This window comes from Kordia sp. E (assembly GCF_056033805.1).
On the sequence record NZ_JBRASR010000002.1, the window covers coordinates 1296180 to 1309379 of the forward strand.

The following is a 13200-nucleotide window of genomic DNA, read 5'->3' on the forward strand; positions in this document are numbered from 1 at the left end:
ATGCCATGTATATCCTAAATAGGAACAGGTGTTTTCACCCTTTTTCTTGTAAGGAGATGATTTTACTTAATACTTAAGTTGCATGTAATTAGGTTTTTACGTTCGCAATGTTAATTTAATGTTACGCAAATGTTGCTTAAAAGTAAAAAAAACGTTAAGTTTGTAACATAATTATTAATAAGCCTCAAATTATTTAAAATATATAGATATGAAAAAGTTACTTTTAATAGCAGTTTTCCTAGTATCAGGAGTTACTGCATTCGCACAAACAAACAAACCTATATTAGAGAAAAAAGGAGATGTAATTGAAGCTACTTATTTTCATGATAATGGAACAATAGCTCAGACAGGTACTTTTACATTAAAAGGAAAGTTACAAGGAGAATGGAAATCATATGATGTCAATGGAAAGAAAATTGCTGTTGGGAATTATGAAAATGGACAGAAAGTAGGAAAGTGGTTCTTTTGGAACACAAATCGTTTAAGCGAAGTAGATTATTCTAATAGTAAAATTGTTGGTGTTAATACTTGGAAAAATTCAAATCCGGTTGTGAGCAACAAATAGAAAAATAACGATCATTAAAAATCCCGAAATCTCATGTAGATTTCGGGATTTTTTGTTTTATGAAATTTAGATTTACAAAAGAGTCTAAGGCACTTTATTCATTTTTTATTTTTAGCCATTTTTCATAAGTGACTACTCGTTTTTCTTTGTCAGATTTAGTTTTTCCAGGTAAAATTCCGATGAATTCAAGTTCATGTCCATCTGGATCATTGAAATATATTGAAATAGCTGGTGTCCAAACAAAAACCATGGGACCTTTATTTCCATCATTTAAAAAGTTCCAGTATTTAATATTTCGAGCTTTGAGATAATTCACGGATTCGTTTAGAATCCAATCAGGATCGCATTGAAACGCAAAATGTCTAATATCAATTTCGTTTTTAGGTTTTTCCCATAAACCTAACATAAATTGTTTGTCTTCTCCAATCCAGAAAAAAGCAGTTCTACGTTCATTGTTGAAGCGACATTGTTTTAATTCAAGCGTATTTTTATAAAAATCAATGGAGCGTTCAAGATTTTCAACAAATAAATGAGTTTCATACAGTCCTTTTATCATCAGCTTTTAGATTTTGTATAGATTCAAAGCTAAACAAAAAACTCCGCTTTTTAGCGGAGTCTTTGTTTTTATATATTTCTGTTATACCGTTTCTAATGGTAAATCAATCTCATTGATATCTTCGTCGTCTTTTATAATACTTTCAAATTCGATTGGTCGTTTGCTTTTGAACAACCAGAACTTGAATTTGGTGATTAAGAAGAATAGTATTGGAACGATAATCAACGTAAGGAATGTTGCAATGATTAATCCGTAGATTACTGTCCATGCTAATGGTCCCCAGAATATTACGTTGTCTCCACCAATATATATTTTTGGATCAAATTCACTGAATAGTGAAAAGAAGTCAATGTTGAATCCGATGGCTAATGGAATTAATCCTAATACCGTTGTAATTGCTGTTAGTAATACAGGGCGCAAACGTGCTTTTCCACTTCGTACGACTGCTTCATATACATGATTTATTGGTAAGTATCTATCTTCAGGAATTTTGAGTTCTTCCTTTTTACGATCAATCAGTAGCTGATTATAATCAAGTAAAACTACACCATTGTTTACCACAATTCCCGCCAAGGAGATAATTCCCATCATTGTCATCATAATTACGAATGGCGCACCAGTAATTAATATTCCACCAAAAACACCGATCAAACTTAAGAAAATCGCAATCATAATGATTGTTGGTTTTGAGATAGAACTAAATTGGAAGATTAAGATTAACATAATTAATCCAAGTCCGGCAAAAAATGCACTTCCTAAGAAAGCTTGTTGCTTGTTTTGTTCTTCAATTTGTCCTGTATAATCAATTTTGATACCAGTTGGTTTAAACTCAGTCATTTCTGCTTGAATCTGCGCTACAATCGCTCCAGCATCTGTAAATCCTGGTGACATACCAGAATACACTGTTACAACACGTTTTTTCTGTTTGTGTTTGATAGCACTAAAACCAGAAGTATTATTTTGCTTTACAACCGCAGAAACAGGAATTTCTTTTAACTGTCCCATTTGATTTCTGAAAATCATTTTTTGGTTAAATAACGAGCTTAGATTGTATCGGTTGTCATTATTGAAACGTACATAGATGTCATAATCTTCTCCATTTTCTTTGTACACAGCAGCTTTTACACCAAATAAAGAGTTTCGTAATTGTTGTCCAACTTGTCCAGCAGAAACACCTAATTCTCCCGCTTTTTCTCTGTCAACAACGACTTGCATTGCAGGTTTCCCTTTGTTGACGTCAATTTTTAATTCTTCAATACCTGGAATGTTTTTAGTATTGATTAAATCACGCATTCTTTCAGCTTCTGCAATCAACTGTGTATAATCGTCACCTTCTAATTCAATGTTGATTGGATAACCTGCTGGCGGACCAACAGCATCTTTTTCAACAGAAATTGCAACCCCAGGATAAATTCCTTTTAAGGACTCTGTTACTTTTTGACGCAATACTTCACTGTCTTCTCCTTTTCGGAATTTGTATTCACGCATAGAAGCAGTAATTTTTGCTTTGTGTGGCATTTCCGCAGCCGAACCACCATCTGTTTGTGGGTTTCCAGCTCCTTCACCAACTTGTGATACCGCAGATTCTACTAAGAAGTTATTGTCAGCATCCATGTATTCATCGCCGTTTAAGACTTCGTATACACGCGCTTCAATTTCTTTGGTAATAATATTTGTTTTTTCAATCGCCGTTCCTTGTGGATATTCGATGTAAACAATAATCTGATTTGGTTTATTGTCTGGAAAGAATTCTATTTTGGTACGTTTACTTCCTATTGATGCGCCAAAAAGTCCAAATGCTAAGAATAATAAAACAAATGTTCCTATTGTAATTACATACGGTCTCCAACTTCCTAAAGCGAATCGTAAAAATCGTTCGTATGATCTTTCTAACGCAGCTAACATTTTAGTTTGAAAGAAACGTGCCATTGGTTTTAGTACATATTTATACACCCAAAACATGATAGCAACGAATATGAATAATGTTCCTAAACCGCTAGATCCGCCGCCAATTACATAGGATAAAATTCCTAATACCAATAATACTACCGTAATAATTAATAGTTGTCTCATTTTTAATTCACGCTCGCCAACTTCCATGAATTGAGAAACCATTAACGAGTTGATAAAGATTGCCACAAATAGGGAAGAACCTAGTACAACTGAAAGTGTGATTGGGAAATAAATCATGAATTGTCCCATAGTTCCTGGCCACATTCCTAAAGGAACAAAGGCAGCTACTGTTGTTAAGGTAGAAATGATAATTGGAAATGCAATTTCTCCAATCCCTTTTTTCGCAGCTTCTATGCGTGACATTCCTTCTTCTTCCATTAAGCGATAAACGTTTTCAACCACCACAATTCCGTTATCTACCAACATTCCAAGTCCCATAATTAAGGCAAATAGAATCATTGTATTCATTGTATAACCTAGCATGTCTAGGATGAAAAACGACATAAACATCGACATTGGAATTGCCAATCCGACAAATAGTGCGTTTCTAAATCCTAAGAAAAACATAAGTACGAATACTACCAAGACGATTCCGAAAATAATATTATTTACCAAGTCATTTACTTGATTGATGGTTTTTTCAGATTGATCATTGGTGATAGAAACTTCAAGATCTTGGTGTGAACTTTTAAATTTAACAATAACCTCACTAATTTTCTCAGCAGCGGCAACCATGTTTTTACCCGATCGTTTTTTTACATCAAGCATTACGACACTTTTACCAAATTTTCGTGCATAGGTTGTTTTGTCTTCTTCTCTGAAGCGTACTTCGGCAACATCTCTAAGGTATACAGGTCCATCTAACGATTTTACAACGAAGTTTTCAAGTTCTTTAGGGTCATCAATTTCACCAATAATTCTAATGGTACGTCGCTGTCCAGAAGAAATCATGTTTCCTGCAGAGATAGTTGAGTTTCCATTAGCAATTGCACTTCTGATATCTTCAAAGTTTACTTGTGCAGCCATCATTTTATAGACATCAACCGCAACTTCTACTTCTTTTTCTTGTGCACCACGAATATCAACTTGTTTTATTTCTTCGAAATCTTCAATATCATCTTCTAGTATTTCGGCAAATTCTTTTAATTTGTCTACAGGATAATCTCCAGAAACGTTGATGTTAAGAATAGGTGTTTCTTCTGAAATGTTTAGGTTGAAGATAGTTGGTTCTACCTTGGCACCATTAAATGTTGGCCAATCTTCACCACCTTTTTCGGCATCAACTTCATCTTTTACTTTAAACTTTGCCGATTCAACACTGATTTTCTCATCAAATTCAACAACAATAATTCCGTAATCTTCCTGTGAAGTAGAGGTTACTTTTATAACACCGCTTACGTTTTTGAGTCGATCTTCTAATGGATCTACAATTAATTTTTCAATATCTTCCGCAGTGTTTCCAGGATATACGGTACTTACGTAGATTTTAGTTTCTATAATTTCTGGGAAGTTTTCTCGAGGCATACTGAAGTATGCTGAGACTCCCAAGACGAGAATTAAGCCCATTACGATGTAGATAATAGTTTTATTATCAATCGCCCAAGAGGATAAAATGAACTCTTTATTTGTTTTTTTGTTAGCCATTTGGTAGAGGTTAATTTTTAGTTATGATCTTAATTTCTTGATCATCTTTTACACTTCGAGCGCCTTCTTTAATAACTGCATCACCATCGTTTAATCCACTTGTAATTTCAATAAAATCACCTTGTGTTTTTCCTGTTTTAATAATGACACGTGTTGCTTTAGCATTTTTATCATTGATATCGCTCGCAATGAACACATATTGTTCTCCTTCTGCATTTTCTGAAATAACACTTTGTGGAATTAAGATTGCTTTTGGGTTCGTATAATCATTGATTTTTAACTTTGCAGTTAAGTTTGGCTTAATGTTTCCTTCTTTGTTAGAAACGCCAATTTCAATTTTATACGTACGATTATTTGGATCAATAAAATCTCCAGCCTGACGAATTTTCTCCTTCGTTGTTGTTCCTAATACAGGGAAAAATACTTCTACATCTGCACCTTTTACAACGCTTGTTAGATACTTTTCAGGAATCACAGCTTCAATGTACATATCACGTAAGTTCACAATACGAATAATTTGCGATTGTCCAGCACCAACGACAGAACCTTGCTCCGTAATTACATCATCAATTACACCAGAAAAAGGTGCTCTAATTGCTGTTTTAGAAATTTGAACGTTTAATTGATCAACTGCTTTTTGTTGTGCCTCGTATGAAGATTTTGTTTGTAAGTACTGAATTTCAGAACCTATTTTTTGATCCCACAATCTTTTTTGACGATCGTAAGTTGTCTTAGCTAAATCTGCCTGAATTTGCAATTGTGCTAATTGTTGACTCAATCCGTTATCATCAACTCTAGCTAAAATTTGTCCCTTTGCAACACGTTGTCCTTCTTTTACAAATACTTGTTTCAAAATTCCAGACATCTCAGGAGTAATCACAATATTTTTCTTAGTATCTACATTTCCTTGCAATTCTAAATAGTGATTAAAAATGGTGTCTTTAGCAATAATTGTTGTTACTAAAGGATATTTTTTTGTTGGATTAATTTCTTCCATTGCATCTGAAAGCTGTTGAATTTTTACATCAAGTGCTGCCTTTTCAGCCTTCAATGCATCTCTTTTTTCTTCTAATTTCTTAACGTCCTTTGTAGCAATAAGTGCATCTACATCTTTATTTCCGCCACCACATGAAGCTAAAAGAAGCAAAATTGGAATGAGTAGTATATTTATTTTTTTCATTACGGTTGATTTATTATTTCTTTAAGTTTATGAACTTAATTTGTTTGATTTAAAATTGTTTCTAATTCAGCTTTCTTGTTGATAACATCGAGCATGGCTTGTAAATATTCTTGTTGTGCAGAATATAATTGTGTTTGTGCTTGACGCAAATCGAAACTTGATGCAACGCCTTCAAAGAATTTCACTTGATTCTTTTTCTCAATGCGTTCAGAAAGTCTCAAGTTTTTCTTAGCTGTTTCGTATTCTTCAATTGATAATTGATAATCACTTTTTGCAGAAGCTACTTGTAGTTTTAGTTGTTGTTCGGTTTCTGTTAAGTCATCTTTTGCTTTGTCTAAATTGATTTTAGCACGTTGTGTTGCAGCTCTTCGTTGCAATGAACTAAAGATTGGTATATTTAAGCTTACACCAAAAGCGGCAGAACCAAACCATTGTTGTTGTTTCTGGAAAAACTCAAAAGAGTTTCCGTTTCCATTATAACCAGCAGTTACAAATCCTGAAAGAGACGGCAATGCTTTGCTTTTTTCCAACTTTAATAACAATTCTTTAGAACGTGTATCATTCGATGCAATTCTATAATCAACAGTATTGGTAACATCGTCGTCAACAGTTAATATTGATGGTATAATGTTTTCCAATGTTAATGCCTGAAGTGTATCTGTAAGTTTAGTATCATTATTTAAATCAATACCTAACGTAATGTTTAGCATTTTGTATGATAAATCACGTAAGCGTTTTACATTACGTAAATTACTTTCAATACTTGCTAATGTAATTTCAAGTTGTTCTACATCTTCTTCTTCCGTTAATCCGTTTTCGTAGATTTTTTTCGTTTCATTCAAGTTTTTCTCAAGTGTCACCTTATTTCGTTCTAAAATAGCAACGCTTTCTTCAGAAAGTAACACATTTCCATATGCATTAATAACTGCCTTACGAATTTCTAAATCAGTTTTCTCTTTAGCGTTTTCCGAAATTTCTAAAAACACCTTTGCTGATTGCAATCCTACTAAATACGAACCGTCAAAAATCAACTGGTTTAATGTAATGTTTGCATTTACAGTTTGTTTTGCTCCAAATACTACAGGAATAAAATCATCTGCATTAGGCGCACTAGGAATATTGTCAACAACTGGTAAACTACTTAAGTCGTAAAAGTCATTTAATTGTCTAATTTGATTGTATGGGTCAAAAGCACTTGCAGGAAGCAATGAAACTTGCTGTTTTATATTATTTTGATAATTAACAGCTCCGTTAATTTGCGGAAGTCCTGTTGCAGTGGTTTCCCATTTTTGCTTTTTTGCAGCCTCAATATCGCGTTCTGCATTTTTAGCATTTCTATTGTTTTCAAGTGCAAAAGCAATGGCTTCATCTAAAGAGAAACTCTTAGGCACTTCTTGATTTTCTTGAGAAAATCCTAAGCTTAGAAAACATAAACTAAAGATAAGTATTAGCTTGTTTCGCATGTTTTATGATTGATTTGTTGTTATAAATTTATGTAATGTTTCGAGTCCTTTTGGAGTACAAATTCCACGAATGTGATATTCTAAAAAATATTCCATTAGCGTATTCATTGAAAATTCTTTTAGTGGAAATAGCTCGTTATCTTTAATTCCAATAACACCATTAAAATAAATTCTGGAGATAAATTCAATGTTGATTGTATCTCTATAAACTCCTGAATTTACACCACGTGTTAAGTTATCTTTTACGCAATCTTGCATGACATCGTATTGCTTCTTTTTTAAAGTCGCATAGATTTTTGGATAGTATTTTTGTAATTGATACTGCGGTGACGATTTTTCATCTTTTAAATGCTCCATCACAAATCGTTTTATTTCATACAATTCTTCAATGGAATTCTTCTCAGCGGCACAAATCAAGTCTATACCTTCACTAATTAGACAAAATAATGAAGCAGTTACCTCATTTACCAAGTCTGTTTTATTGCTAAAATGCGTATAGATAGTCTTTTTAGAGATACCCATTTCATTGGCAATATCGTCCATAGTTACACTCTTAAACCCTAAGTTTAAGAATAACTCTGTTGCTGTTATTTTAATTTTTTCTTTCATAAGTAGGGTGCAAATGTAATACGGAAACTTTGAAAACCAAAAAAGTTTCCTAAGTTTTTACAATTATTTAACAATTGATTTTTGTTTGCATAAAATGTAAATATGGTATTTTAGCTGAAATTTTTATTGCATGACACATATTGCCAACTATCGAGAAAATTTCTTGGACTATTTAGAAGAAAAGATAGTATTGACAGAACCGAAGAATTTGTACGAACCTATTCTGTATATTCTTCAATTAGGAGGAAAACGATTACGACCAGTATTGACGTTGATGACAGCTGAAATTTTTGGAACTTCACATGAAAAAGCATTAGATGCAGCACTTGCAGTTGAGGTTTTTCATAACTTTTCACTAGTGCATGATGATATTATGGACGATGCGCCTTTGCGAAGAGGAAAGGAAACTGTTCATGAAAAATGGGATTTAAATACAGGAATTTTATCAGGTGATGCAATGCTAATTTTAGCATACCAGCTTTTTGAAAATTATGAAAATGATATCTTTAGAAAACTAGCGCAACTATTTAGTAAAACTGCTATTGAAGTGTGTGAAGGGCAACAATATGATATTGATTTCGAAACGCGAAACGATGTTACAATTCCTGAGTATTTAAAAATGATTGAATACAAAACAGCCGTTTTGGTTGGTGCAGCCATGAAAATGGGCGCAATTGTAGCAGAAGCAAGTGAAAAAGATGCAGTAGCTATTTACGACTTTGGTCGAAATTTAGGACTAGCATTCCAATTGCAAGACGATTATTTAGATGCATATGGCGATCCAGAAACATTTGGAAAGCAAGTTGGTGGCGATATCATTGAAAATAAAAAAACATATTTATACTTAAAAGCATACGAAAATAGCTCGCAAGAAAATCAAGAAAGTTTACAACATTTGTTCTCTATTCAACCAGAAGATACTACGGAAAAAGTGCAAGCTGTCATGGAGATTTTTAACGAAAGTAAAGCGCCTGAAGCTATTAAAGGAGCCATTAAAGCGTATACTGTAAAAGCATTTGAAGTATTGGAAACGTTGAATATTAAAGCTGAACAAAAGCAATTACTTAAAGTCTTTGGAGAACAGTTAATGAATAGAACTGTCTAAAATAGAATTGAGTATTGAGATGTTCGTAATGAGTAACTTCAGTATGCAAAGCTGTTCTCGATACATTTTTTCAAAAATACTCGAACTGACGTTTCTAGTTTAAATACTACAAAAGTCTAGTATCTAAAAGCGTCAGCGGTCTAGTATCTAGTAGCGAAGCGGTCTTTTACAAATTACAAATCTGTTCCAAATTTCAATCCAATAAATACCGTTCTTGGTTGTGAAGGTCCATAAATATAATTTGGATCTCTATCAACAGTTTGGTCAAAATCATCTTGATACGAATTAAAGATGTTTTTAATTCCACCATTAATTTCAAATTGATAGTTATCTGTAATCGTAAATGTTCTGCTTGTATTAAACCCAATTTCAAACAAATTTGGCGTTTCTTCCAATACCGTATCTGGAATAAAACCAGCAACATGCGGAACGTACATTCTTCCTGTATACACACCATTTAAATTAAAATCCCATTTATCATTTGGCGTATAATTGATCATCATATTACCATACACATTTGGTGTACGTGTAATTTTATTGGTAACAATTCCTTCTTCTGGCTCATAAGAATTTTCAAAATAACTATTCTGGAATGTTCCGCCAAGCTGAAATAAAAGCTTTGGATTTGGACTAAAACGTGCTTCCAAATTGAAACCATTTACAATAGCATTATCTCCATTTATTTTTTCCTTAATCTCCAAACCGCCAACATCACCACGTGCTTCATACACAAACGGATCATTAATAGTTGTGTAAAAACCTTCAAATGTTAACACCAATTGATGATCTTCATGTTGATGCGAATATTCTAACGAACCAATAAAACTATGCGATAACTCTTCCTTTAAATCTTCTGCCAAACGTACACGACGTACTTCTCCAGTAATAATTTCTGAATGTACATCTTCCGAATAAAATTGTGGCGCTCTAAACCCTTGTGAATATCCAGTTCTAAAACTGATGGTTTCTGTAATATTATATAAAACACTAACTCTAGGATTTACAATAAAAAGCGTTTCATCATTCAAATTCGATTCAAAAAATTCTCCACGTGCGCCTGCCAAAATCTTTAAATTATCTAAAATTTTCCAGTCCAATTGTGTATAAATTCCAAGTGTATTTGTGTTTTGTGTAATTTGATTTATGAGTGGATTTTCACGACGTTCAGTAATTCGATTAAATAGATGTTCTACACCAGAAGTTAAATCCATACTTCCTTTAATGAAATTTTCAAACTTGGCTGTATGTTGCACGCCCGAAAGCACGATAAAATCTTTCGTAACACCAAAACCATTTGGATCTTGATTGGTGCCATAATAATTGTCAGATCGTGTATTTTGAATGTTTCCGTACGCCGAGAATTTTTGTAAATAATCTTCTGAAAAATAATCAAACGTAATTCCTCCACCAGTTACATTACTCGTAATTTCTTCAGCAATATTGGCAAAGATGGGCGATTTGTCAATGAAATCTCCACCACGTCTATATTCATGCGAATTGTTAAACTCTAAAGTCAATTTTCGTTGGAAATCGAATTTATAAAACGACTTAAAGCCGAAATTTAAATTACGTAATTTGGTCATTTCGGTAAAACCGTCATCATTATTATCATACCCTTCACGATCACGATGCATTCCGAAAAACGTAATTCCTTTATTCAAATCTTCTGAAACAAATGTGGAATTAAAAGTGGTCACAACATCCGTGCTTTGTCCGTCAATCAAACCAATTTTAGTCGAAACTTGAAACTGGTTTTCTATCGGATCTTTCGTGATAATATTGATGGTTCCAGCAATCGCATTCGATCCAAAAATAGCAGATCCGCCACCACGAGTTACTTCAATTTGTTTAATCATATTGGTCGGAATTTGTTCCAAACCATAAATTCCATTCAATGAACCAAAAACGGGACGACTATTGACTAGAATCTGAGAATACGCACCATCTAAACCATTAATTCGAATCTGAGAAAAACCACAATTTTGGCAATTCACCTCTGTACGCAATCCAGGTTGAAAACTCAAACCTTCAAACAAAGTAGCAGCTTGTACGTTTTTTAACGATTCTGAACTGGTAACTGTTACTAAAACGGGCGCTTCACGTCTATTTAACTCAGTTTTTGTTGCAGAAACTACTACTTGATCTAATCCTAGTAAATCTTCTTTTAGAGAAAAATTTAGTGTCAAATCAGTATCACCAACAGTAATATCTTTTTGAATAGTTTTAAAACCGAGTGCTTGTACTATTAACGTATAATTTCCTTGCTTAATTTTTAATGAATAAGTTCCTTTTCTATCAGTAATAGTTCCTTTACTGCCATCTTTAATATATATGTTTACGGATGCTTCAGGATGATTTCCGTGAGATACAATTCCTTTTATTTCAGTAGTTTGAGAGAAGACTGCTGAGTAAATTAAAAGAAAAACAAAACATATTTTCGTGCTCATGCAATTATATTTTTGTCAAATGTACAATTAATTTTTAGTCTTGTCTAAAAAAATAGATTAGATATAAGTAAAAAATTGTATATTTGTACTGTTAACTAATGAATTATGATGACATTCTCAGAAGAAAACTATTTAAAAGCAATCTATCATATTAGTGATACCTGCGAAGGCGGCATTAGTACAAATGCGATTGCCGAAAAAATGAATACAAAAGCCTCTTCTGTAACAGATATGATTAAAAAACTATCTGAAAAAGGGCTAGTGCATTACAAACGATACAAAGGATCTGAATTAACAGAAGAAGGAAAATTAATAGCTGCAAGTATTATTCGTAAACACAGACTTTGGGAAGTGTTTCTGTTAGAAAAACTAAACTTTACTTGGGATGAAGTGCATGATGTAGCAGAACAATTAGAACATATAAAATCTGAAAAACTCATCAATCAATTGGACGAATTCTTAGGATTTCCAAAACGTGATCCGCACGGAGATCCAATTCCTGATAAAGACGGAAACATATCAGATAATGCAGATGTATTGCTAGTAACGTTAGCCGAAAATGACAAAGGAATTATTGTTGGAGTAAAAGATTCATCATCATCATTCTTAAAATACTTAGATAAGCAAGGAATTGCATTAGGCAAAAAAATAAAAGTGATTGACAAAGAACCATTTGACAATTCTATGAAAATTCGCATCAAAAAAGAAGAATTCATGATTTCGCAACAAATAGCGAACAATATCTATATTAAAAAAAATGAATAAATACATACTAATACTAATTACTGTATTTACAATTGTCAGTTGTAAAACAGAAGTGAAAAAGCAAGCTGGAAAGTTTCAAATTGTAACAACAACGACCATGATTACGGATATGGTTGCTGCTATTGGTGGCGATAACGTTGAAGTACAAGGTTTAATGGGAAGTGGCGTTGATCCACACTTATACAAAGCAAGTGAAGGCGATGTAAGTAAATTATTTAATGCAGATGTTATTATTTATAGCGGATTGCATTTAGAAGGGAAACTAGAAGACATTTTTGAGAAAATGCGAAAGCAGCAAAAGAAAACGATTGCTGTTTCAGATGCTGTTGACAAAAGTGGTTTAATTGGTTCTGAATATTTTGCATCGAGCTACGATCCGCACATCTGGTTTCACATTGGATATTGGAAACAAGCAACACAATTTGTGGTGGATGAACTCAAAAAACTAGATCCGAAAAATGCAGAAAGCTTTGAAGCTAATGGACAAGCATACATTGCAAAATTAGAAGCATTATCGAAAGAAGTCGGTTCGGTAATTGAAACATTGCCCGTAGAAAAGCGAATTTTAGTCACAGCACACGATGCATTTAACTATTTTGGAAAATTGCATAACTTTGAAGTTGTTGGTTTACAAGGTCTTTCAACGGCTACAGAAGCTGGCGTACAAGATGTGCAGAAACTAGCAAACTTTATCATTGAGAAAAATATCAAAGCAATATTTGTAGAAAGTTCGGTGCCAAAACGTACCATTGAAGCCTTGCAAGCTGCTGTAAAATCCAAAGATCATGAAGTTGCTATTGGTGGAACATTATATTCTGACGCTCTTGGCGATGCCGGAACTGTAGAAGGAACATATATTGGAATGTACAAATACAATGTGCAAACCATTGTGAATGCGTTGAAGTAAAATTTG

At 33.2% G+C, this 13200-nt stretch carries 10 protein-coding genes; 4 read left to right on the forward strand and 6 right to left on the reverse strand.

Going from position 1 to position 13200, the window contains the following annotated elements:
* The first annotated feature begins 208 nt into the window (after positions 1 to 208).
* Positions 209 to 565, forward strand: coding sequence for a toxin-antitoxin system YwqK family antitoxin (locus tag ACUUYC_RS08810; RefSeq protein ID WP_474265339.1), 357 nt, complete (start codon positions 209 to 211; stop codon positions 563 to 565).
* Positions 566 to 659: 94 nt separating this feature from the next.
* On the opposite strand, the gene ACUUYC_RS08815 is transcribed toward ACUUYC_RS08810, so the two are convergent.
* From ACUUYC_RS08815 to ACUUYC_RS08835, 5 genes are all read right to left on the reverse strand, one after another.
* Entirely contained in the window at positions 660 to 1121 is a 462-nt protein-coding gene (locus tag ACUUYC_RS08815; RefSeq protein WP_474265340.1) for a VOC family protein, read from the reverse strand.
* A gap of 81 nt (positions 1122 to 1202) precedes the next feature.
* Positions 1203 to 4718 carry an efflux RND transporter permease subunit gene (locus ACUUYC_RS08820; RefSeq protein WP_474265342.1) on the reverse strand — a complete coding sequence of 1172 codons (3516 nt, stop codon included), beginning with the start codon at positions 4716 to 4718 and terminating at the stop codon, positions 1203 to 1205.
* A 10-nt stretch (positions 4719 to 4728) separates the two neighbouring features.
* Positions 4729 to 5898: an efflux RND transporter periplasmic adaptor subunit gene (locus ACUUYC_RS08825; protein WP_474265344.1), complete on the reverse strand. Its 1170-nt coding sequence runs from the start codon at positions 5896 to 5898 to the stop codon at positions 4729 to 4731.
* A gap of 35 nt (positions 5899 to 5933) precedes the next feature.
* Positions 5934 to 7361: a TolC family protein gene (locus tag ACUUYC_RS08830; RefSeq protein ID WP_474265345.1), complete on the reverse strand. Its 1428-nt coding sequence runs from the start codon at positions 7359 to 7361 to the stop codon at positions 5934 to 5936.
* Between the two features lie 3 nt (positions 7362 to 7364).
* Complete coding sequence (locus ACUUYC_RS08835) at positions 7365 to 7970, reverse strand: TetR/AcrR family transcriptional regulator (protein ID WP_474265346.1); 606 nt, start codon at positions 7968 to 7970, stop codon at positions 7365 to 7367.
* A gap of 130 nt (positions 7971 to 8100) precedes the next feature.
* Here ACUUYC_RS08835 and ACUUYC_RS08840 point away from each other — a divergent pair, with 130 nt between their 5' ends.
* Positions 8101 to 9075, forward strand: a complete 975-nt coding sequence (locus ACUUYC_RS08840) for a polyprenyl synthetase family protein (protein WP_474265347.1) — start codon at positions 8101 to 8103, stop codon at positions 9073 to 9075.
* A 173-nt stretch (positions 9076 to 9248) separates the two neighbouring features.
* Here ACUUYC_RS08840 and ACUUYC_RS08845 read toward each other — a convergent pair whose 3' ends face one another.
* Complete coding sequence (locus ACUUYC_RS08845) at positions 9249 to 11522, reverse strand: TonB-dependent receptor (protein WP_474265348.1); 2274 nt, start codon at positions 11520 to 11522, stop codon at positions 9249 to 9251.
* 108 nt (positions 11523 to 11630) lie between these two features.
* Here ACUUYC_RS08845 and ACUUYC_RS08850 point away from each other — a divergent pair, with 108 nt between their 5' ends.
* Complete coding sequence (locus tag ACUUYC_RS08850) at positions 11631 to 12287, forward strand: metal-dependent transcriptional regulator (protein ID WP_474266370.1); 657 nt, start codon at positions 11631 to 11633, stop codon at positions 12285 to 12287.
* Positions 12280 to 13194 (forward strand): metal ABC transporter solute-binding protein, Zn/Mn family, encoded by a 915-nt coding sequence (locus ACUUYC_RS08855; RefSeq protein WP_474265349.1) that lies wholly within the window; start codon positions 12280 to 12282, stop codon positions 13192 to 13194. Before ACUUYC_RS08850 ends, ACUUYC_RS08855 begins: the two co-directional genes overlap by 8 nt.
* The last annotated feature ends 6 nt before the right edge of the window (positions 13195 to 13200 follow it).

Coding starts and splice junctions, on each gene's coding strand:
- ACUUYC_RS08845 (WP_474265348.1), bottom strand. CDS start 11,522: ATGAGCACGAAAATATGTTTTGTTTTTCTTTTAATTTACTCAGCAGTC.
- ACUUYC_RS08815 (WP_474265340.1), bottom strand. CDS start 1,121: ATGATAAAAGGACTGTATGAAACTCATTTATTTGTTGAAAATCTTGAA.
- ACUUYC_RS08835 (WP_474265346.1), bottom strand. CDS start 7,970: ATGAAAGAAAAAATTAAAATAACAGCAACAGAGTTATTCTTAAACTTA.
- ACUUYC_RS08820 (WP_474265342.1), bottom strand. CDS start 4,718: ATGGCTAACAAAAAAACAAATAAAGAGTTCATTTTATCCTCTTGGGCG.
- ACUUYC_RS08855 (WP_474265349.1), top strand. CDS start 12,280: ATGAATAAATACATACTAATACTAATTACTGTATTTACAATTGTCAGT.
- ACUUYC_RS08840 (WP_474265347.1), top strand. CDS start 8,101: ATGACACATATTGCCAACTATCGAGAAAATTTCTTGGACTATTTAGAA.
- ACUUYC_RS08810 (WP_474265339.1), top strand. CDS start 209: ATGAAAAAGTTACTTTTAATAGCAGTTTTCCTAGTATCAGGAGTTACT.
- ACUUYC_RS08830 (WP_474265345.1), bottom strand. CDS start 7,361: ATGCGAAACAAGCTAATACTTATCTTTAGTTTATGTTTTCTAAGCTTA.
- ACUUYC_RS08850 (WP_474266370.1), top strand. CDS start 11,631: ATGACATTCTCAGAAGAAAACTATTTAAAAGCAATCTATCATATTAGT.
- ACUUYC_RS08825 (WP_474265344.1), bottom strand. CDS start 5,898: ATGAAAAAAATAAATATACTACTCATTCCAATTTTGCTTCTTTTAGCT.